Below are 21,963 nucleotides of genomic sequence, written 5' to 3' on the forward strand. Positions count from 1 at the left end.
TTTTCTATTATAAAATTCATCGTAAGGAGGAGAACGATGACAAATTCCCAAAACCGCATGTTTAATTCGGATACGTTCCTACTTGGGACTTTTGCCACCAACTGTTCCAGCGGGTTGACGGTTTCGAAACTACCGGAGCGTTGGAATAATTCCTGGGACAACAATCTGCGATTGGCGCGGATGCTCGATGACGCCGGTATCGACTTTATGCTGCCGATCGCCCGCTGGGTTGGTTACGGCGGTGAAACGAATTTTCATGGCGGCGTTCTTGAAACCATGACCTGGGCAGCGGGATTGCTTGCCATGACGCGCAACATCACGATTTTTGCGACGGTCCACACCACCGCCAACCACCCGATGGTGGTGGCGAAGCAACTCGCCACGATCGACCAAATTGGCAATGGTCGTGTCGGTCTCAACATCGTCGCGGGATGGAACAAGCCCGAATATGAGGCGCTGGGACTGACACTGCCCGACGACCACGCGACCCGGTATGGGTATGCGCAGGAATGGTATGATATCGTCAAGGCGCTCTGGACCCGCACCGAAGCTTTCGACTGGGATGGCACCCATTTCAAATTGAAGAATATTCTGGGCGACCCTCGTCCATCGCGGCAACTGCCGATTCTGAATGCCGCGGGTTCCGGAGAAGGGCGAGCCTTTGCGGTCCGCAATGCCGATTTCCTGTTCACTCCAGCTATAGACCTGTCCCGCTCCGCGGAAGAGATTGCCGCACTGAAGCAGCAAGGCAGTGATGCTGGCCGTGACGTTAATGTGTTGACCTTCTCCCATGTCGTCTGTCGCCCGACTGAAAAAGAAGCTAGGGAGTTTTTGGAATACACCGGTAAGAACAACATTGACTGGGCGGCTGTGGACAACCTCGTGCGACTGTTGTTTAGCCATGCGCAGTCCTTCCCGCATGATCTGCTCGCACTCATTCGCGACCGCATGGCGGCCGGTCACGGAGGGTTTCCTCTCGTCGGTACGCCGGAGCAGGTTGCGGACGGCATCACCGCGCTGCATCAGGCGGGTTTTCGCGGAACCACGCTTTCCTTCTTCGATTACGCTGAAGAGTTTCCTTATTTCCGCGACAACGTCCTGCCGATCCTCGAGGCGCGCGGTATTCGCCCGGCGCACCGTTCGGTCGAAGCGGCTGCGTAACGCGACGGGGAGACATATCATGTCGGATGGACTTACCTTCCACGACATGTCCGGCGAACAGAGTGTGGCTGCGTTTCGCGCTGCCATGCGGCTGGTCGTTGGCAATGTCAGCCTTATTACCGCTGGTGTGGGGACAGACCGGTCGGGCCTTGTCGTCATCTCGATGGTGTCCTTGTCGGCACAACCGCCGAAAGTCATTGCCTGTATCAACCGATCGTCCTCGACATGGCCGATCATCGAGCGCTTCGGTCATTTCGGCGTGAGCGCGCTCGGACCGGAACACCAAGCACTGGCGGAACGTTTTTCGGGCTTCGGCGGCATCAATGGCGCCGATCGCTACGAGGGCGCGGAGTGGATGACTATGGCCACCGGCGCGTCGCTGCTCAAGGATGCGGTCGTGGTGTTCGACTGTAAGCTCGATGAAATGATCGATCGCGGTTCACATTCGATCATTATCGGCTCGGTCAAAGCTGTGGGCACCAAAGATGAGGGCGGGACTTTAGCCTATTGGCGGGGCAATTACAGACCGCTGCATGTTGCGGCCTGACGCCGATGTACGGTGCGGTTCTGGCCGCACCGTCCGTTATGGCCGCGCCATGTCTTTCCCACCAGTTTAGTCTCAGCAAAAACCGACGATCATGGAACCCGGTTCATACTTTTGTTGATGCTCTGGTCCGCATTCTACGGGTTGCGGCTGTGCGGGGCACAGGCGAGGCGTTTCCAGGTCCCTCTTGTGGGGAACTTTCGGTAGACGGTTCTTGATCGGCAAAGGTGCGGATGTCGAGATTACTCAGGACACGGCGCAACAAACTGAAGAGTTGCGCCGTTTCTGCTTCGTCAAAATCCGCAGTGATGGCCTTCGCATGGCTAGCCGCTGCCGGAGCGAGCTGGTGGTAGATATGTCGTCCACCTTGGGTCAGTTCGACCTGGACCACGCGGCTGTCGTGATCAGAAATGCGACGGACAACGAGTCCATCCCTCTCCATCTGATCAATCAGCCGGCTGAGGGCCGATTGTGGAATCAAGGTCAGCTGCACAAGTTCGCCCATATTGCGAGCGCCTTTGTTCATGATGACCATCAACACTCGCCAGCGCTGAACGGTTACGCCGAAGGGGCGCAGTCGCTCCAAAAACTGTTGGTTGAGACCCGCCGTTATCAGATTAAAAAGTGAGGGAAGGAACTCTTCCAGTTCCAGCGTGCGCGATACTGGCCGGGCGGAAATCTTGGAGTCTTTCTCAACCATGGTGCCTTGCCTCACTTCCTACTTTCTATGTCTGTTCGTAGCGAAGCCGTCTTTCGTCCGCAACCGATGCATTGCTTCCACCGTCAACAATGGGGCGTCTGTTCCCACAACCAGGGTCTCATGCAAAACGGTCACAATTCCCCGGTCGGGTTTGGAACGCGACAATGTCTTATCTATAACGGTAGCGCGTATTCTCATCGTGTTGCCAGAAAGCAGAGGTTTGTGCCAGCGAATCTTGTCAAGGCCCGGTGAAGGCATGACTGCATCGTCCCAAAGGTGCAGATCGAAAAATATTTTAAAGCTTAGCGATAGGGTATGAAACCCCGATGCGATAACCGATGGAAGTCCCACCGAAAGTGCTGCAGCATCCTCAAGGTGGAACGGATTGGGATCGAAACGCTGAGCGAAGTCCACAATTTCCTCGCGGCTTACGGTATGAGGGCCTGCCTCGAAAATTTGCCCGACAGTGATGTCGTCAAAGAACAATCCCGACATATTTTCCTTTCCGCCGACGAGGCGATCCGCTGGGTAGCTGCGTCAAAATAAAGCTGACTACCGGACTCGACACATAAATTTGATTTGTCATATAAATATGAAAAAGACAACTGCCTTACAACTTGAAGCTTAGCGGCACCAACAGCGGCCGTGCCGTACCGAACCGGTGCGAACTGCGCGATAAAATATGAATAATCATATATCGCATTGAGGGAGAAAAGAATAATGGCGGAACGCTCATTTGCCAAAGAAGTCGAGGACCTGCGCCTTGGTGAGGGGGAAATTTTCAGGGGTGAGGGCATTCTCGCTATCACCAAGGCTTTACTCCAGTCAGGCGTTTCCTATGTCGGTGGCTATCAAGGTTCGCCGATCTCACACCTCATGGATGTGCTGGCCGATGCCAAGGACGTCTTGAACGAACTGGACGTCCATTTCGAATCGTCGGCGTCGGAAGCGGCAGCGGCGGCTATGCTGTCGGCCTCGGTGATGTATCCGCTACGCGGCGCGGTCACATGGAAATCGACAGCGGGCACCAACGTCGCCTCGGACGCGCTTACTAACCTGGCCTCCGGTGGCGTCATGGGCGGGGCGCTGATCATTCTGGGTGAAGATTTTGGCGAAGGATCATCCATCCCCCAAGAGCGCAGCCATGCCTTCGCGATGAAGTCACAGATGTGGCTTCTGGATCCACGTCCCAATCTAGAATCAATCGTCAAGTCAGTGGAAGATGGCTTCGAACTTTCGGAGGCCTCCAAAACGCCGGTCATGTTGCAGGTCCGCATCCGCGCCTGCCATGTGCATGGACAGTTCGTCACGAAAGCAAACAAGCGGCCCGCGTTCACCTTGAAGCAAGCGCTTGAAAATCCGCGACGCGATGTCAGCCGTGTGGTTCTGCCACCCGTCTCTATCTACCATGACAAGGAGAAGCTCGAGCAGCGTTGGCCGAACGCAGTGGACTTCATCCGAACGCGCAAGCTCAACGAGTTCCTGGGACCTGCCGACGGTGACGTCGGCATCATCCTGCAGGGAGGCATGTACAACAGTGTCATGCGCGCGCTGCAATTCCTTGGGCTCGCAGACGTTTATGGCGGATCGCTCATTCCGCTCTACGTTATGAATGTCACCTATCCGATGATCGATGACGAAGTGGCCGAATTCTGCGTCGATAAGAAGGCAGTCATCATGATCGAAGAAGGCCATCCCGCTTTCATCGAGCAGGCGCTCATCACCGCGCTCCATCGCAAGGACATCAACACCAAGGTCCACGGTAAGGATATACTGCCACTCGGCGGCGACTACACTGGGTCAGTGATTGAAAAAGGGCTGCGCAGATTCCTCAATACCCACGCGCATAAGCTTTTGGGTAACCGTTCTGAAGCGCCGGACGCAACTCTGATACTCGAAAACGAGAAGGTAAAGGCTCTCCAAGAGATCGTTCCGCCTCGCCCGGCTGGTTTCTGCACCGGTTGCCCCGAACGCCCAATCTTTGCCGCCATGAAGCTGACTGAGCGAGAGCTCGGCCAGCATCATGTGTCAGGCGACATAGGGTGCCATATCTTCTCCGTCCTGCCTCCGTTCAATATAGGCGGCAATACGATGGGTTACGGCCTATCCGGCGCGGGTGCTTCCGCCTTCAATGTTGAGGCGGACAAGCGTTCGATCGCTGTTATGGGTGACGGCGGCTTCTGGCACAACGGTCTCTCGACCAGTATCGGCAACGCCGTCTTCAATAAGCATGATGGCGTCATCCTAATAGTCGACAACCACTATTCAGCGGCCACCGGCGGCCAGGACATCCTGTCGTCGCGCGCTCAAAATCCCGATCGCTCTACCAACAACGCCATCACCGATGCCGTGAAGGGTGTGGGCGTGAAATGGGTGCGCCAGATTGATCGCACTTACGATGTTGCCAAGATGCGCGACACGTTGAAGGAAGCTCTGACGACTGACGAAAAGGGTCCGAAAGTTATTATCGCTTCTTCCGAATGCATGCTGAACAAGCAGCGCCGCGTGAAGCCGCAGTTCAATAAGGCGGTAAAAGACGGCAAGCGCATGGTCAAGGAGCGCTTCGGCGTCGACGAAGATGTGTGCACCGGCGATCACGCCTGTATCCGCCTTTCCGGCTGTCCCTCGCTCTCCGTCAAGCACACTGACGATCCATTGAAGGACGATCCGGTGGCAGCGATCGACAACAGCTGCGTCGGCTGTGGCAATTGCGGCGAGGTTTCCGAAGCCGCTGTGCTTTGCCCCTCCTTCTACCGCGCCGATGTCATTCACAACCCGACCCGTCGCGACCGGTTTATGGCTAAGATCCGGACTGCAGTGATCGGCTTCTTTCAACGTCGCGCCGACCGCCGGCGTGTAACCTTTGCGTGAGATCATCATGATTGACGTAACCTCTCCGAAACTTACTGGAGTTCCATTCAAGCGACCGATCTCGATCGCGATCCTTGCCATGGGCGGTCAAGGCGGGGGCGTACTCGCCGACTGGATCGTCAACATGGCAGAGACCCAAGGCTGGGCGGCGCAATCCACTTCGGTGCCAGGCGTAGCACAGCGCACTGGTGCGACGATCTACTACATCGAAATGCTTCCTGATTTTGAGGGAAAGCGGCCAATCTTCTCGCTGATGCCGACCCCCGGTGACGTCGACGTAGTGCTGGCGTCCGAGTTCATGGAGGCCGGGCGTGCCATGCTCCGTGGCATTGTCACGCCGGATCGCACGACGCTGATAGCTTCGAGCCATCGCTCTTACGCGGTTGTCGAGAAGCAAACTCCTGGCGATGGAACTGGCGATCCGGTCGCCGTCGTCGAAGCAGCCGGTATCGCGGCCAAGAAAATCATTGCGTTCGATATGCAAACACTTGCCGAAAAGAGCGGCAGCGTCGTTTCCTCGGCTATGCTCGGAGCGCTCGCAGCGGCCGAGGTCCTACCGTTTCCGCGCTCGGCTTTCGAAGATACAGTCCGCGCTGGTGGCAAAGGGGTTGAGCCGAGCCTTAAGGCGTTTTCAGCCGCCTACGATCGCGCGCGCGAAGATCGTCGTGATCCGATTACCCGTTCGCCCGAAAAGAGCTTCTTGCCGCTACCGGTAACAACCGCAAACACCGAGCTAGACGCTATCGTGGCGCGCATTCGCGGTAAATTCCCCCAGCATGCGCAGGGGATACTGTTTGCGGGCGTATGTCGGCTGGTAGACTATCAGGACCCTGCCTACGCGATGCAATATCTCGATCGGATGGAACGGATTCTTGGCGAGGATATCGTCAATAGCGGCTCAATACAGAATTTCGGCTTCACCTGTGAAGTGGCAAAATATCTCGCGGTCGCGATGGCCTATGACGACGTCGTGCGCGTTGCCGATCTTAAGACACGCAGCAGCCGTTTCGAGCGTGTGCGCAAGGAGATTGGCGCCAAGGATGACCAAATCCTTTATATGACGGAATACATGCATCCGCGCATGGAGGAAGTCGCGGGCACGCTGCCAGCCTGGCTCGGCGGGATGATTGAACGCCGACCGCGGCTTTATCAGGCGCTGGACCGCATAATCAACAAAGACCGTCGCGTGCAGACCGGCACCGTCTGGTGGTTCCTGACGCTTTACGCGGTGGCCGCGACGAAGCGCTTTCGTCGCGGCAGCCTGCGATATAAGCGGGAAATGGCGCACATTGATGCCTGGTTGGGTGTCGCTCTGCCGCTTCTGTCGATCAACTATCAACTTGCCTGTGAGGCTGTGACATGCCGCCGTCTGGTGAAGGGCTATTCCGACACGCATGCGCGCGGGAATTCCAAATTCGACCGGATTATGGCCTTGGTTCCGCAGCTTGTGCAGAAGCCCGACGGTGCCATTTGGCTTAGCCGCATTAGGCAGGCTGCGATGCTCGACGAAAATGGTGAGGCGCTTGAAGGCGCGATCAAGACTTTCGAGAGCGCCTACGCACCTTGAGAAATGGCGCTGGGCTCGCTTCGGCCTATTCCCAACGAATGGACCCGCACAGCAGACAGCTGGGGCGGGTCTTCCGTTGTGTTCGCGCTTTTCGCCGCGATCCAAATATTCGAGGCATATGCGAAGGAAAAGGGGCGCTGTTTCCACGCCCCTTTCAGGTCGGTCATCCAATTGTTCCCGGAGGACCACTCGCTTACATGTTGACCCCATATCGCTTCAGCGTTTTTGCCGCCACCGCGCGCAAGATGCGATCGAAAAGAAACCCGAGGCAGCCAAGGACGATGATGCCCACGAAAACCCAGTCCGTCCGTCCATAGTTTCGTGCGTTCCAGATTAGGGCGCCGAGCCCTTCCTGGGCCGCGACGATTTCAGCAGAGACGATGGTGAGGAACGAGTTGCCCATCGCGATCCGCGCGCCGGTGATCATAAAGGGCACCGTGGAGGGAACGACGACTGTTAGGAGCGTCTGAACCCTGGTCGCGCCGAGGCTGGCAGCCGCCTTGATGCGCAGATCGGAAACCGCCATAGAGCCTGCGAGCGCATTGAGCGTAACGGTGAAGACGGTCGTGTAGAAGATCAGCGCAATTTTTGAAGCTTCGCCCGGTCCGAGCCAGATTACGCTTAGAGTGACGAATGCAATCGGTGGAATGAAGCGGAAAAATTCGATGTAGGGATCGAATATTTGCCGAACAAGGCGAAAATAACCCATTGTCATACCGAGGGGAATGCCTACCGCAACGCCTGCCGCCCAGCCGCAGAAAATCCGGAAGCTGGAGGCGGTGATAGAGGTCCACAACGTTCCATCTTCAACCAGCTCCCAGAAGGCGATTGCTGTGAGGGCCGGTGAGGGAAAGAAAAGCGGCGACATCCTGAGACTCAGGATTTGCCACACAAGCAGGCCGCCCAGAATCGAAAGAGCGACGATTACTCCATGTGAAAGGCGCGCGCGCGCCGATTGCGCTCCGGGGACCTTGGGGGCCCTATCGGCGACAGAACGGGAGACTTCGTTCAATCTCATGCCGCTGCCTCCGTCAAAAGTCCTTGCGCGATCAATGTACGGTTGACCTCCGCTGCAATGTCCTGTCTCAAGCTCTCGATAAGTTCAGCCGCGCGGGGATGCGACAGGTCGCGAGGATGCGGGAGATCGATATTCAAGATCGTTTTCACCTTAGCCGCTGGTCCCGCCGTCATTGTCACTACCCGGTCGGCCAGAAGAATGGCCTCGCCAATGTCATGCGTGACAAAGATGATTGTCGCGCCTGTCTCACGCCAGATTTTATCCACTTCCCGTTGCAGCACCTCGCGTGTTTGGGCGTCGAGGGCGCCAAATGGTTCATCCATCAGGATCACCGACGGTTCGTTTGCAAGTACGCGCGCAATCTGGGCGCGTTGTCGCATTCCCCCTGAAAGTTCACTTGGGAATTTTTGTGCAGCATGCGAGAGCCCGACCATGCGGATATAAGCTTCAGCTTTGGCGGCTCGTTGGGTCTTTGATACGCCGCGCACGCGCGCCATATTCGACGTTTTCCTGGACCGTGAGCCAGGGAAAGAGCGCTTCCGAACTCTGAAAGACGACACCCCGATCAATGCCGGGGCCGTGTACAGGTTGACTATCGACGACCAGCTGACCGGTGACAGGAACAAAGCCGGCGATAGCGTTCAGCAAGGTCGACTTACCGCAGCCGGAGGGGCCAAGCAGACAGACGAATTCGCCAGGCTTGATCATGAGGTCGACACCGCTAGTAACGACATGATCACCGATTTGAATGCCAACGCCCTCGATAGTGACTGAATTTCCTCTCGACATCGCGGTCATTCCTTAAAAAATCCCTTTTGAACGTAGTTCTCGATGTCGATGCGTTGCGGTGTGCGCTTCTGCTCATAAAGGAAATCGGCGATGCCAGCGAAGCTGACGAGGTCGGCTTCGGAGAAGTCTCGCGTCTGGAAGGACAGGCGTTCAATCAGAGGCACCGTGTCAGCTGCGCGCATTCTGGTTGCTTTCTGGAAGTCGATGGCAGCGGCGTTCCGATCAGTGGTGATATCGCGATTGACTTCGGCCACGACAGCCAGGAACTTCTTGGCTTCTTCTTGATGCGTCTTTAGCCACTCGCCCTGAGCACTAAGCCACATAGTATAGACGTATCCTACGTCGCCACTTGTCAGAAGCGTCTTGCCGCCTTGCTGCCTTCCCTGCTCGTTGAAGGGCGGCCAGCCGAAGAATGCGTCCACATCCCCGCGCTGGAGCAGGGCCGGAAGATCGGGAGCGCCGGCTGGCACAAGTATTACAGCGGAGTGATCGAGTTGATACTTCTTGAGTAACATGACGGCAGCATATTCGCTCACCGTCCCCTTGATCACGCCGAGCTTCTTAATCTGGCTGGGATCGCCAATGTCAGGACGGCTGATGAGTTCCAGATGGGTCCCTGACTCGCTGACGACAGCGAGCGGCTTGATGTCGGCACGGGCCAGCCGTATCATCACAGTCTGGTCGGCTGCGATCCCAAAGGTCGCCTGACCCGCGACGACGGCGTCCATTGCGTCGCCTCCTTGCGCCATGCGTAAGAGTTTGACGTCGAGACCGGCCTTTTCAAAGAGCCCTCGCTGTTCAGCGACATAAACCGAGATGAAAGCAGGATCCGTACCAAGCGCGACGGTCAGCGTTTCCGCCTTCGCCGCTGTTGCAGTCAAGGCAAGGCCGCAAAAGGCGGCGTTGATTAGATTTCGAATGATTGACATGCTGTTCCCTCAATTTTTTTGAATAGCGCACCGTGGCGGGCGCGTTTTACGGCGGCGGCTCCAGTTTGAGATCCACAACAACGACAATCAAACAGTAACGGTGGCCCGAAACAACGGAACGAAAAGGTATTAATTCATTAGAAAAATACATGATTGTCGACCTGAGCGGGAACAACCAAATTTGGGAGAGGAATTTGTAACGTCTTAGCGCTGTGCAAATGGCGATAGACCGGGCTATCAGATGTAAGGCTGTCTTTGTAACGGAGTTGGGTGTTTGGTTCCGTCATGTGATGGTGTGGTTTGACGATAAAGGCCTCTGGCTTTAAGTTGTTTGATAAAGTTTATGGGGTCAGCCAATCACGCACAGGCCGCCCGGAACGATTAAAACTTCGCCGGGACAGGAGCTTCAAAGCGATGTTGAATTTCCAGCTATTCAAATGGACTTTGCGATACTGCGGATGGCCATTGGTTTTCTTCTCCGGGCTGATTGGCGCGAAATTCGCCTTCGACAGCGAACACCCTATGGCATTGTTCACCATAGTGTACGCTGTCGCTGTCGCTATGCTGTTTATTATGGAACGCATTATTCCGTATGAAGGTAGCTGGCTTGAGGCGGATGGTGAGACCTGGAATGATATCGCTCATACGTTGTTGACCAAGGGACTTGTTCAACTCGCCGCACTTGCTGCGGCGCTGTTCCCTATGATAGCTGCCAGCTTCCTGCAGCCGCTGGCTACGCTTCAGTTCAGCTTTTGGCCGACCACATTGCCTTTTGTGCTACAGGTGGCATTAGCCGTGATAATTGCAGAGTTCGGCCTGTATTGGTCGCATCGCATCGCGCACGAGCGGCTGTTCTTCTGGCGCTTCCACGCACTGCACCACTCCGTGACCCGGCTTTGGGTCGTCAATACCGGTAGGTTTCATGTCATCGATTCCCTGTTCAAGGTCGGGCTAAGCCAAGCTCCGCTTTATTTCCTGGGTGCGCCAATACAGATATTTTGGTGGTTAGGTGCCGTCACCGCCTTTGCAGGCATTCTCACCCACTGCAATGTCGACATGAGGACGGGGATATTTGACTATGTCTTTAGTACGCCTCGCCTCCATCGTTGGCATCACTCGAAGGACATTCGCGAAGGAAACACCAATTACGGCGAGAACATTGTCTTGTTCGACCAAATATTCAGGACCTATCACAATCCGGATCGACCGTCATCCGCAGACATCGGCATCAAAGGACAGGTCGCAAAGGGATTTCTCGCTCAATTGGCACAACCTTTCTCGAAGGATGGTGTTCGTCAAATCCTTGGTTTGCCTTCAAAAAAATGATAGCGCGGCATTATTAATGCCGTTCAGGACGGAATATATGTCAGCGTTGCTTGCGGCACGCCAAACTGGCGGCAAATATTGCTTGAATCAACCCCGCCAAGTCAGGAAGCGCTTCTCGATCTGTCCGATGATGAAGTTGACGATAAGTCCCATCACAGAAAGGATTGTGACGCCGGCAAACAGCTTTTCAAGATCATAGAGCGATCCGGCTTCAAGGATATATGAACCGACGCCGAACTGGGCACCGAGCATTTCGGCTGCGACCAGCAGAATGATGGCGATGGAGATCGATACTCGCAATCCGGACAGGATTGCCGGAAAGGCAGCGGGCAGGATGATCTTGCGCACGATAGACCACCATCCAAGTCCGAAGCTTTGCCCCATACGCACAAGCGAACGATCCACATTATCGACTGCGCCGTACGTGGCAACCACGGTTGGCGTAAAGGTGCCAAATGCGATGAGCATATATTTCGACATTTCGTCGATGCCGAACCAGATTACGAAGAGCGGCAAAAGCGCGATCTTCGGGATCGGAAAAAGAGCGGCGACGAGCGGCACCAGACCTGCGCGGACATAGCTGAATAAGCCGATCATTACGCCCAGACTGACACCGATTGCGATGCCAAGGCTCGCACCGATGACAAGCCGCCGCAGCGATGGCAGCAGATGCTGCCATAGAAGGCCGGTCTGCCAGAGCTGGAAGAAGGTTTCCAGCACAGCAGATGGGTGCGGCAGTGTCAGATTGGATATGAAGCCGCTGCGAGTTCCGATTTCTGCCAGTGCGAGCAGCGTTATGAAGAGGATCAATGCCATATGGCGCACCGGCTGGGGTGCGAAGCCGCCACCCCGGAAGGGAACCGGGCGTACACTTTGGTCGGGCTGCTTTATCTTTGCGACTTCAACCATTGATCAACTCCTGATCCGCTGCCTGCGCTTCAGCCCGCATCAACTCCCAGAGCTGTTTCTGCTTTTCTTCAAGGACGGGATCACCAAGATGGCGCTCCGAAAGGGGGATATCGATATCGACAATCTCTCTGATCCGTCCTGGCCTTCGTGAAAGTACCACGACCCGATGGCCGAGCCGCACCGCCTCGTTAAGATTGTGCGTGACATAAACGGAGGTGAAAGGCTGGCGTGTCCAAAGCGCAACCAAGTCGTCCATCAACAGTTCCCGTGTCTGGCTGTCGAGCGCGGACAAAGGTTCATCCATCAACATGACGGCGGGGCGCACCGATAAGGCGCGTGCAATTGCCACGCGCTGACGCATACCACCCGACAATTGCTTCGGCAAAGCCTGCCGGAAATCTGAAAGCCGGGTGCGTTCCAGTACATTGGTTATGATCCAGTCCATCTCTGCTCGGCCAAGTCCATGGTCCTCCAGCACGAGTTTGATGTTTCCTTCCACGGTGCGCCATGGCAGAAGCGCAAAATGCTGGAAAACATAGGTGAGGGGATTGAGTGAATCCTTCGGCGGCGAACCGATCTGCAGCACCTCACCCGAAGATGGTCGTTCAAGACCGCCCAGAAAACGCAGAAGAGTGGACTTTCCGCAACCTGACGGGCCGATCAGGCAGACGATCTGTCCCTGCGGGATGGTGAGCGAGACATCTTTTAGAACTTCGACCGCACCATAAGAATGGCCGATGTTCTTAAGCTGCAAATCCATTTCAACTCCAGTCGGAAAGTCCGCCCTCCAACAATAGCATCCCGGTTTGAGATAAGGGACTTCAGGCTTGGTGCCCGACCAACCGCCGGCCACTGAATGTTCGGTCTTGCTCGATCTCAGATCGTCTTGACGTAGGATGTGTCGAACAGCTTCTCCTGCGTGACCGCTTCCTTCACCATGCCTTCAGACCGGAACCAGTCCAACTGCTCCACGCAGCTGTTGAGCGATAGGGCCAAACCTTTGTTGATGCGCATCGCGCCATCGATCAGGTTCTGTTTTGCGGTCTCGAACGGACTGTCGCTTTCGACATATTTGTGCACGATCTTCGCAATATCGTCGCGTGCTGCATCGTCTGCCGTATTGTCTACAAAGGCGGCATTATAATCATCGATTGCCTTGGAATAGGCTTTGACGAAGGCTTCCGTCATGGCGCGCTCATCACTCGCATTCTTGGTGGATGTAAATGCCGTTGTGACCTGATAATCCGGTGCATAATCGGAGACGAGGCCGATCTGCTTTGCCGCGCCTTCGCGGATGAGCTTTTTGGCGATGTTGGGCTGGATTGCCCAGGAATCGATCTGCCCGGTCGACAGAGCACCAACAACAGCGCCGAGCTTCTGCAAGGGGCGAAGCTGGATTTCAGAAAGCGGAATATTGTTGGCCTTGGCGATCTTGTGCGCCATGAAATGGAATGACGATCCCGCCGTCGTGATCCCGAAACTGTGTCCTGCCAGTTTGGACGGTTCAGTCAGTCCGCCTTCGTAGGCCTTGTTGGAGGCCAGAATGACGTTTCCGGTGATGCCTTTTTCTTCTGCAAGCGCGCCGCCGATCACCTTGATCGCGCCTTTGTCGGCGAGACTGATCAGACCGCCACTCATCGCCGTCACACCGAAATCGGCATCGCCAGATGCGATGGCGACGGCCATCGGCTGCGCGGCTTCGAAGAACTTCAATTCGATATCGAGACCGGCATCTTTAAAATAGCCTCGCTCATACGCGATATAGCTCGGCGCGTGGCTCGCCAGATGGAGCACCGCCAGATTACGTGTCGCGGCGCGGGCAGGCGACCCGAAAGCCGTGCTGACGCCCAATGCACCAAATCCCATCAATGTCTGACGGCGTGTCAGGGTGAAATCCATTCTGGCTCTCCTCCAATGCGAATGTTAGCCCGGCACAATAGATTTCCCGCTAAGCCCGACAAACAAAATTTCATTACGTCTCTACCATGAAAAATATGGAAGATTGCTTCGCATAAAGCCACGTGGGGGGATTTTCAATAAGATTAACGACTAACTTCCTTCGCGATAATCGATGCACCGGCATCGATTTTAAGCAGAAATGGAGCTAATCGTGCCAATATGGAAGCCGATGCGGTCTCGGGCAGCAAATGACCGCCCGCTAGAGCTTCGCCGTCAACATCGCTGGCCCAATCCGCCCAGATATCGAACGATTCACGCCCGCCGCCATAGCGTCGGCCCTCTTCCCAGAAGACCAGCGCCGGCACGTGAATACGCCGACCTGCTACCCGATCAGCAAGATCGTCGGTTTCATCCACGCCAGCGCCGGCACGGTAGTCCTCGCATATCCAATGCCGGACGTCAGCGTTGTCAAAGGCTTTTCGATAATCTTCAAGTGCAAGTGGATGCAGCTTGTCGAGACCGTGCGCCATTTTCTGTAGGGTGGTATCGATCATAAAGCGCGGATTGCCACACAATAGCATTTCAGGCAGTGGCTCGGGCTGGGCCAACATGAACCAATGCCAGGCACCCATACCGAATGCTTTGCTCGCACCTTCCCACATTTCGGGTGTCGGTACGACCGTGACAGATACGAGCCCAAGCACCTTGCCCGGATGGTCCAGTGCCATACGATAGGCGACCCGACCGCCGCGATCATGCCCGACCACAACAAACCGGTCGTGACCGAGCGTCTGCATCAACTCGACCAGACTTGCGGCCATGCGTCGCTTGGATCCTGCACCAGTTGGATTGGAAGTGATGCGACTGCGCCCATAGCCCGGCAAATCCGGGACAACGACAGTGTAGGATTGCGCCAATACCGGTGCGATCCGGTGCCATGCGGCCATGGTTTCCGGATAACCGTGCAGCAGCAGGATCGGCATACCTTGTCCGCCTGTCGTGACAGCAAAACAGACCCCGTCCGTTTCAACATATTGCATTTCGAAACCGGGGAAGAGTTGCTCGATTGCTGGTTTCATTACTCACCATCTTAAGCTTGCCTGAAGCGAATTCAGCCAATCTTATAGACACCTTGTCAGGCTCCGGACAATCAGGATCAAAATGAGGTACGTAAATCAAAAAATGCTTGCTATTCGTTTTTCTTCACGTATCAATTGTTCCTGAGGATAGGGCGGTATGTCTTTTGCATGCTGTCCGATGGGGTGATCTGGGCGCAAAATGCCTTTGGGACGATCAGTCATTCAAAGAATAAACAGCTCAAAAGGGGGCTGTTTTGTTGTGCCGAACTCCGGGGGGCAATGTGTTCGGGGGCGCGGTTTGGTATCAGCCGGTCGTAAGCCGGCGTTGTTTGGAGGAGGTTTGCATGAAACGTCGTAATTTTCTGACCGGCGCGCTGGTTGCCGCAGCTTTGGGCATAGGCGCGATGACATCCACGCCGGTTTATGCTTCGCCGGAAAATCCGGTCATCGGCTTTTCCATTGATGATCTTCGCGTCGAGCGCTGGGCGCGTGACCGCGACTATTTCATTGAGGCGGCAGAAAAGCTAGGCGCCAAGGTCAATGTGCAATCTGCTGACGGTAACGAAGAAAAGCAGGTCAAGCAGGTTGAAAACCTGATTGCGCAGGGCGTTGACGCCATCGTCATCGTGCCGATGAATTCGAAGGTTTTCGATGCGGTCGTTGCCGATGCGAAGGCATCCGGTATCAAGGTTCTTTCCTATGATCGCCTGATCCTCAATGCCGATATTGATGCCTACATCTCGTTCGACAATGAGCGCGTCGGCTTCATGCAGGCGGAAGCCGTCCTGAAGGCCAAGCCCGAAGGCAATTATTATCTCCTCGGCGGCTCGCCGACGGATAACAACGCCAAGCTCCTCCGCGCCGGTCAGGAAAAGGCTCTCAAGGAAGCCATCGATTCCGGCAAGGTGAAGGTGATTGGCTCGCAGTGGGTGAAGGAATGGAGCCCGACTGAAGCACTCTCCATCATGGAAAACGCTCTGACCGCCGCGCAGAACAAAATCGATGCGGTTGTCGCTTCAAACGACGGCACCGCAGGTGGCGCCATCCAGGCGCTCGCCGCGCAGGGGCTGGCCGGGAAGACTGCTGTTTCGGGACAGGACAGCGACCTTGCCGCCGTCAAGCGCCTGATCGACGGGACGCAGACCGTAACCGTCTATAAGCCGCTGAAACTCATTGCTTCGGAAGCAGCCAAGCTGACCGTCCAGATGGTCAAGGGCGAAAAGCCTGAGTTCAATTCCAAGCTCGATAATGGCGGCAAGCAGGTCGATACGCTTTTGTTGACGCCGACTGCCGTGACCAAGGACAATATTGACATTTACGTCCAGGATGGCTTCTACACCAAGGAGCAGATATCCGGCAAATAAGTCTTTGTGCTGATCGCTGGAGCCTACTCCGGCGATCAGCACAACAGAATAGTGCGATCAGAAGTTTTGAAACAATGTTCAGCTTCCGGTCCCGCCAATGTATCGATGCTGTCTGTGACAGCGTTGTCTGGAGTAATTCCGCCGTGGGAGATGGTGTCGGCGGTCTTCGGATGGCTTATTCTGCTGCAACACTGCAAGGTCGTATGCGATGTCCGAATATCTTCTAGAGATGCGCAATATCGGTAAGGACTTTAACGGCGTGAAAGCGCTTGACGGTATTTACCTGAAGGTGCGTCCGGGCGAGTGCGTCGGCCTTTGCGGCGAGAATGGCGCGGGTAAATCCACGCTGATGAAAGTGCTTTCTGGCGTCTATCCCTATGGCGCCTGGACCGGCGAGATTTTGTGGGAAGGCCAGGAGCTGAAGGCCACAGGTATTCGCGATACAGAAGCGGCTGGCATCGTAATCATCCATCAGGAACTCATGATGGTGCCGCATCTATCGGTTGCGGAGAACATCTTTCTGGGATCGGAGCCGACGAGCGGGGGCTTCATCGATTATGACCAGATGAATGCGCGTGCGACGGAACTTCTGGCGCGCCTCAAGATACACGACATCAATGTAGCACTTCCAGTCTATCATTATTCAGGTGGCAAGCAGCAACTGATCGAGATCGCAAAGGCGATCAACAAGAATGCGAAGCTTCTCATTCTGGATGAACCGACATCGGCGCTGACGGCAGCCGAAACGCGCGTTCTTCTCGATCTCATCAAGGACTTCAAGGCGCAAGGAATGGCCTGTGTCTACATTTCCCACAAGCTGGATGAAGTGGCTGAAATTTCCGATACGGTGACAGTCATCCGCGACGGCACGCATATCGCCACCAAGCCCATGGCGGAACTCACCACGCCAGCCATCATCACCATGATGGTGGGGCGCGAGATGAAAAACCTGTTCCCGCGCGAGCCGCACGATATTGGCGAAGTCATTTTCGAGGCCCGCAACATAAATTGCTGGGAGGTGACTAATCCCGATCGCAAGGTGGTCGACAATGTTTCGTTTGCGCTTAGGCGCGGGGAAATCCTCGGTATTGCCGGACTCGTGGGCGCGGGGCGGACCGAACTGGTGTCAAGCCTCTTCGGTGTCTGGCCCGGAGCGCATGAGGGGCAGGTCTTTCTGGAAGGCAGGGAGTTGAAAATCCGCACGCCGCGCGATGCTGTTCGACAGGGCATCTGCATGGTGCCGGAAGACCGCAAGAAGGACGGCATTCTGCCCATCATGCCGGTGGGCTATAATATGACTGTCTCGGTGCTGGATCGTTTTTCCTTGCGCGGATTGCTCGACAAGGAAGCGGAACTAGCGACGATCCAGCGTGAGATTTTGCGTCTCAAGGTGAAGACTGCCGATCCAATGTTGGAAATCGCGTCCCTGTCCGGTGGTAACCAGCAAAAGGCGGTGCTGTCGAAGATGATGTTGCCCGATCCCAAGGTGCTCATTCTGGATGAGCCGACACGGGGCGTCGATGTTGGCGCGAAATATGAAATCTACAAACTGATCTTCGCGCTCGCGAAACAGGGGGTTGCGGTGCTGATGGTCTCTTCGGAAATGCCGGAGGTTCTCGGCATTAGCGATCGCGTACTGGTGATCGGCGAGGGCAGGTTGCGCGGCGACTTCGCCAATGAAAATCTCACGCAGGAGCAGGTGCTTGCAGCCGCAATAGGCAACCCCATGAGCAATGTCGCCTGACCCTCGAATAACGATTGGTTATCCCGCATTCTTCGGGCGCCAGTTGTTCAACTCCTTTCTGGAATACTCAAATTTGACCGGTGCATGATATGACATTGACGGGCAAAGGCCTCCGAAAGTTTCTCGCGGAATATAAGATCGTAGCTCTCCTGATCGTGGTCGCGCTCATCTGGGCGTTGTTTGCAGTACTCACCTATGATCCGGAGATGGGGCGTTCGCAGTTTCTGACAGCGCGCAATTTTTCTAATCTCCTGCGCCAGATGGCGATCACGGGAATGCTGGCGTCCGCGATGGTTTTCGTCATCGTCGCCGGTGAAATTGATCTTTCGGTCGGGGCGCTTCTGGGGCTTCTAGGCGGCATCGCCGCCGTACTCGATGTCGTTTACGGATGGCCGCTATGGGCGACGATCAGCACCGTTCTGGTTCTGGGTGTGGCGCTTGGCGCTTTCAACGGCTGGCTGACCGCCTATCTTGGCATACCCTCCTTCATTGTTACACTTGGCGGACAGCTCGTCTTTCGCGGTATAGTGCTGGGTATCATGGGCGGCGTCACAATCGCGCCGATCTCGCCAGAATTCAAATATATCGGGCAGGGTTACCTGCCGGGTTGGCTTGGCAATCTCAGCGCAATTGCGCTGTTCGGCGTTCTTATCCTCATGACGCTACGTACGCGGGCCAGCAAGAGCAAACATAACCTCCAGACACTTTCTCCCGCTATGGAAGTCGCGAGGCTTCTCGGTATCGGTATCCTGATATTGGGCTTCATCCTGATCCTCAACAGCTATCAGGGCGTACCGGTCCCGGTGCTGATCCTGCTGGTGATCCTTGGCGTTTTCACTGTTATCGCAAAACAGACGGTGTTCGGTCGTCACATCTATGCGGTTGGCTCCAATACCGAAGCAACCCGCTTTTCAGGCGTGAATGTCAATTTCGTCAAGATGGCAGTCTTCGCCTTGATGGGACTGATGGCGGCGGTGGCTGGCCTGACGACAACCTCGCGCCTCGCGGCAGGCACGCCATCAGCAGGTATGGGGGGAGAGCTGGACGCCATTGCCTCCTGCTTCATCGGGGGCACTTCCATGCGCGGCGGCGTCGGTTCCGTGCTGGGTGCATTGGTGGGCGCGCTCATCATGTCGAGCCTTGACAACGGTATGTCCATGCTCGGCGTCGATACATTCTGGCAGCAGATCATCAAGGGCAGCATTCTTGTTTTGGCTGTATATCTCGACATCGTATCTTCCGGCACACGGCGCGGATGAGTGTAGTTCGATATACTGGGCGACCAAACATAGCGGGCCTTGCCGCTCGCTATGGTCCGGATTCAATACGGTGGTTTTGAGCACTACAGGACTATGAATTGTTGTCTCTTTGCGAAAGGATGTGATCCAGCATCTGATTTCGTTGAGTGCGCAATGGGCTTCCATTGGACTCTGCTAATAACTTTTGCGCGCGGCAAACCGTCGGGTGCCAAGCGGCATCGTCCATACCTGACGGACTGCATCAATCTTGCCCTTCTTCGAGTAGTGAAAAGTTGTTTCAGGCAAGCGGAATTCTGAATTCCAATCTGAACACGGGGAGTGCCGTTGCCCCAAGATGTCCGTAACCTTGGATCAGAAGAAACCCCTCAAAACGCTGCCCGTGTCCAGAATCTTTAAAATATTCGTATTGACCGTCTAAATACACCAGTTCGCTTAGCTACTCACTGTGCAAGCGGTACAGAGAATGAGTTCTAGCCACCGTTTATAGCGCTGTAATCGCTAACTTGATCTGATCGAAGCTTTCGGTATCGACCGTTCTTGCGGTCGATGAGTTCGGCATGGCTGCCCTGTTCGGCAATTCGTCCGTCTTCGATCACTATGATGCGATCAGCATTGACGATGGTTGCAAGCCTGTGCGCTATCACAAGCGTCGTGCGGCCCTGCGACAGTTCGGCAAGCGATTGCTGGATGGCCCGCTCCGTCTCGGTGTCGAGCGCGGAGGTCGCTTCATCAAGGATCAGAATCGGCGGGTTCTTCAGGAAAATGCGTGCGATGGCGAGACGCTGCTTCTGTCCGCCCGATAGTTTCACGCCACGCTCGCCAATGACTGTGTCCAGACCATTCGGAAGTGAGGCGATCATCGTGTCGAGCCTTGCACGGCTAGCCGCGTCCAGGATGTCGGCTTCGGTGGCGTCGAGGCGTCCATAGGCGATGTTCTCACGGATCGTGCCGGCGAACAGGAAGACATCCTATTGCACGATGCCAATGTTAGAGCGCAGGGACCTCAAGCTCATGTCGCGAATATCTATGCCATCAATGCTGATCGCACCGCCCGTCACCTCATAGAAGCGAGGCAAAAGCGAGCATATCGTTGTCTTGCCCGCGCCCGACGAGCCGACGAAAGCGACAGTTTCTCCGGCGCGGATGGAGAGGTTTACTCCATCGAGTGTCAGTTTCTCCGGACTGTAGCCGAAGCGAACATTTTGATAGTCAATGTCACCAGTCAGCCTCTGGATGGAGCGCGCCTGTGGCCGGTCTGCGATATCCGGTATCGTATCCAGGAACTGCGTATATCGCTGAAAGCCGGCAATGCCCTTCGGGTATGTTTCAATGATCGCATTGATCTTGTCGATCGGTCGGAAGAATACTCCAACCAGAAGCAGGAAGCCGACGAAGCTGCCCGCCGACAGTTCGCCGCGCACCACGAACCATGCGCCTGCCAGCATCACAACGACCTGCACGAAGCGCGTTGACAGGTAGGACAGTGACATGGACGCCGCCAGAGCCTTGTAGGTTTCCAGCTTGGTCATCAGATAGTTTTGGTTGTTCTCAGCAAACAGTTTCCGTTCATGATCCGCATTGGTGAAGGCCTGCACTACCCGGATACCGCCGACGTTTTCCTCAATGCGGGCATTGAACTCTGCCACACGTCCGTAAAGCGCGCGCCAGGTTTTGGTCATACGCTTGCTGTAACGAGTGGAAAAGATCGCAGTCACGGGCACAATGGTTGCGGTGATCAGCGCTAGCGGCACATGCACCGACATCATCAAAATAAACGCGCCGATCAGCGTCATGAGCGCGATGAACAGATCTTCCGGCCCGTGACGGGCGACCTCGCCAATCTCCTCGAGATCCTTGGTCAGTTTTGCGACAAGGTGGCCGGTTTTCTGGTTGTCGAAGAAGCCGAAGGAAAGCTTTTGCAGATGGTCGAAGGCTTTCCTTCGCATTCCGGTTTCGATCTTGAGACCAAGCATATGGCCCCAATAGGTGACGATGACCTGAAGACCGGCATTGACCAGATAGATCAGGAACAGGCCGAGAGACGCCAGCGCAATCATGCCCAGTTGGTTGGTGGGAAGCAGGCGGTCGATGAATAGCGTTACTACGATCGGAAAGGCCAGTTCCAGTAGTCCGGCTACGACGGCGCTGGAAAAGTCCAGCACGAACAGCCCACGGTGTGGCCTATAATAGGATGCGAAGCGTTTTAACAGGCCAGCCAAACCGGATCCCTTTCGTTTGGTGTCTTGCAGTAAATGTTGCGAACAACGGTATGGTCCGACAAATTTTTCCGGTGGAAGCTGATTAAGAAGCCGTGTTTGGTGTGGCCGGAGATCGTGATGCGCTTGTCTTCATGTTCCCTCTCGGTACGATGAGCGGAGTACCAGCGACTGGATCGGGGATGACCATGGCTGGCAATCCGAAAACGCGTTCGACCAGTTCGGCATCGACGATGTCTGCCGGGGCGCCCTCTGCTAGGACTGCGCCGTCTTTTATGGCGATCAGGTGCGTGGCGTAGCGGCAAGCATGATTGAGATCATGCAGCACCGCGATGATTGTTCGCCCCCTCTCATTGAGAACGGCCAGAAGATCAAGCAGTTCGATCTGGTAGGCGATGTCAAGGAAAGTGGTCGGCTCGTCGAGCAGAAGGATCGGCGTTTCCTGCGCCAGGACTATTGCAACCCATACGCGTTGACGTTGGCCGCCGGAGAGTTCGTCCACCGGTCGACCAGAAAGTTCGGTGACACGGGTTGCCGCCAGTGCGGCGAGTACGGCTGCCTTGTCTGCTTACCTTGGGACACCGGCAC

At 55.6% G+C, this 21,963-nt stretch carries 16 protein-coding genes and 3 pseudogenes; 8 read left to right on the forward strand and 11 right to left on the reverse strand.

Annotated features, from left to right (window positions below; all coding sequences use genetic code 11):
• Positions 1-36: 36 nt before the first annotated feature.
• Together QLQ11_RS23345 and QLQ11_RS23350 are read left to right on the forward strand one after the other, a co-directional pair.
• On the forward strand, positions 37-1,161 hold the full coding sequence (locus tag QLQ11_RS23345) for an LLM class flavin-dependent oxidoreductase (protein ID WP_121539617.1): 1,125 nt from the start codon (positions 37-39) through the stop codon (positions 1,159-1,161).
• A gap of 19 nt (positions 1,162-1,180) precedes the next feature.
• The gene (locus tag QLQ11_RS23350) at positions 1,181-1,708 is read left to right on the forward strand and encodes a flavin reductase family protein (protein ID WP_235859069.1); all 528 of its coding nucleotides are present in this window, start codon (positions 1,181-1,183) and stop codon (positions 1,706-1,708) included.
• A gap of 103 nt (positions 1,709-1,811) precedes the next feature.
• Here the strand turns inward: QLQ11_RS23350 and QLQ11_RS23355 are convergent, their stop codons facing one another.
• Together QLQ11_RS23355 and QLQ11_RS23360 are read right to left on the reverse strand one after the other, a co-directional pair.
• Positions 1,812-2,405 (reverse strand): MarR family winged helix-turn-helix transcriptional regulator, encoded by a 594-nt coding sequence (locus tag QLQ11_RS23355; protein WP_124916042.1) that lies wholly within the window; start codon positions 2,403-2,405, stop codon positions 1,812-1,814.
• A gap of 18 nt (positions 2,406-2,423) precedes the next feature.
• On the reverse strand, positions 2,424-2,900 hold the full coding sequence (locus tag QLQ11_RS23360) for a MaoC/PaaZ C-terminal domain-containing protein (protein WP_121538985.1): 477 nt from the start codon (positions 2,898-2,900) through the stop codon (positions 2,424-2,426).
• Between the two features lie 225 nt (positions 2,901-3,125).
• Here QLQ11_RS23360 and QLQ11_RS23365 point away from each other — a divergent pair, with 225 nt between their 5' ends.
• Together QLQ11_RS23365 and QLQ11_RS23370 are read left to right on the forward strand one after the other, a co-directional pair.
• Positions 3,126-5,276 (forward strand): indolepyruvate ferredoxin oxidoreductase subunit alpha, encoded by a 2,151-nt coding sequence (locus QLQ11_RS23365; RefSeq protein WP_283735318.1) that lies wholly within the window; start codon positions 3,126-3,128, stop codon positions 5,274-5,276.
• 7 nt (positions 5,277-5,283) lie between these two features.
• A complete protein-coding gene (locus QLQ11_RS23370; RefSeq protein WP_121538983.1) occupies positions 5,284-6,843 on the forward strand; it encodes an indolepyruvate oxidoreductase subunit beta family protein in 1,560 nt (519 codons plus the stop codon).
• 193 nt (positions 6,844-7,036) lie between these two features.
• On the opposite strand, the gene QLQ11_RS23375 is transcribed toward QLQ11_RS23370, so the two are convergent.
• The 3 genes and pseudogenes from QLQ11_RS23375 to QLQ11_RS23385 all read right to left on the reverse strand — a co-directional run bounded on the left by QLQ11_RS23375 (position 7,037) and on the right by QLQ11_RS23385 (position 9,579).
• Positions 7,037-7,861 carry an ABC transporter permease gene (locus QLQ11_RS23375; protein WP_121538981.1) on the reverse strand — a complete coding sequence of 275 codons (825 nt, stop codon included), beginning with the start codon at positions 7,859-7,861 and terminating at the stop codon, positions 7,037-7,039.
• Positions 7,858-8,659: pseudogene (locus QLQ11_RS23380) on the reverse strand (ABC transporter ATP-binding protein). Before QLQ11_RS23380 ends, QLQ11_RS23375 begins: the two are co-directional and overlap by 4 nt.
• Positions 8,656-9,579 carry an ABC transporter substrate-binding protein gene (locus QLQ11_RS23385; protein ID WP_121538979.1) on the reverse strand — a complete coding sequence of 308 codons (924 nt, stop codon included), beginning with the start codon at positions 9,577-9,579 and terminating at the stop codon, positions 8,656-8,658. Before QLQ11_RS23385 ends, QLQ11_RS23380 begins: the two are co-directional and overlap by 4 nt.
• Before the next feature lie 414 nt (positions 9,580-9,993).
• On the opposite strand from QLQ11_RS23385, the gene QLQ11_RS23390 reads away from it, so the two are divergent.
• A complete protein-coding gene (locus tag QLQ11_RS23390) occupies positions 9,994-10,905 on the forward strand; it encodes a sterol desaturase family protein (RefSeq protein ID WP_121538978.1) in 912 nt (303 codons plus the stop codon).
• Positions 10,906-10,992: 87 nt separating this feature from the next.
• Here the strand turns inward: QLQ11_RS23390 and QLQ11_RS23395 are convergent, their stop codons facing one another.
• The 4 genes from QLQ11_RS23395 to QLQ11_RS23410 all read right to left on the reverse strand — a co-directional run bounded on the left by QLQ11_RS23395 (position 10,993) and on the right by QLQ11_RS23410 (position 14,792).
• Positions 10,993-11,814, reverse strand: coding sequence for an ABC transporter permease (locus QLQ11_RS23395; protein ID WP_121538977.1), 822 nt, complete (start codon positions 11,812-11,814; stop codon positions 10,993-10,995).
• Positions 11,807-12,574: an ABC transporter ATP-binding protein gene (locus QLQ11_RS23400; protein ID WP_121538976.1), complete on the reverse strand. Its 768-nt coding sequence runs from the start codon at positions 12,572-12,574 to the stop codon at positions 11,807-11,809. The genes QLQ11_RS23395 and QLQ11_RS23400 overlap by 8 nt, the downstream gene beginning before the upstream one ends.
• Before the next feature lie 116 nt (positions 12,575-12,690).
• Positions 12,691-13,713, reverse strand: a complete 1,023-nt coding sequence (locus QLQ11_RS23405) for an ABC transporter substrate-binding protein (RefSeq protein ID WP_124916039.1) — start codon at positions 13,711-13,713, stop codon at positions 12,691-12,693.
• A gap of 143 nt (positions 13,714-13,856) precedes the next feature.
• Positions 13,857-14,792, reverse strand: coding sequence for an alpha/beta fold hydrolase (locus QLQ11_RS23410; protein WP_283735317.1), 936 nt, complete (start codon positions 14,790-14,792; stop codon positions 13,857-13,859).
• Positions 14,793-15,136: 344 nt separating this feature from the next.
• On the opposite strand from QLQ11_RS23410, the gene xylF reads away from it, so the two are divergent.
• From xylF to QLQ11_RS23425, 3 genes are all read left to right on the forward strand, one after another.
• Positions 15,137-16,156 carry a D-xylose ABC transporter substrate-binding protein gene (xylF, locus tag QLQ11_RS23415; RefSeq protein WP_109365818.1) on the forward strand — a complete coding sequence of 340 codons (1,020 nt, stop codon included), beginning with the start codon at positions 15,137-15,139 and terminating at the stop codon, positions 16,154-16,156.
• Between the two features lie 208 nt (positions 16,157-16,364).
• Entirely contained in the window at positions 16,365-17,900 is a 1,536-nt protein-coding gene (locus QLQ11_RS23420; RefSeq protein ID WP_121538972.1) for a xylose ABC transporter ATP-binding protein, read from the forward strand.
• 89 nt (positions 17,901-17,989) lie between these two features.
• The gene (locus QLQ11_RS23425) at positions 17,990-19,159 is read left to right on the forward strand and encodes a sugar ABC transporter permease (protein WP_109365820.1); all 1,170 of its coding nucleotides are present in this window, start codon (positions 17,990-17,992) and stop codon (positions 19,157-19,159) included.
• Positions 19,160-19,629: 470 nt separating this feature from the next.
• On the opposite strand, the pseudogene QLQ11_RS23430 reads toward QLQ11_RS23425, so the two are convergent.
• Positions 19,630-21,378, reverse strand: a pseudogene (locus QLQ11_RS23430) (ABC transporter ATP-binding protein).
• Between the two features lie 82 nt (positions 21,379-21,460).
• A pseudogene (locus QLQ11_RS23435) lies at positions 21,461-21,940 on the reverse strand (ABC transporter ATP-binding protein); the annotation flags it as partial.
• Positions 21,941-21,963: the final 23 nt, after the last annotated feature.

This window comes from Ochrobactrum sp. SSR (genome assembly GCF_030067775.1).
Taxonomy (GTDB): domain Bacteria; phylum Pseudomonadota; class Alphaproteobacteria; order Rhizobiales; family Rhizobiaceae; genus Brucella; species Brucella teleogrylli.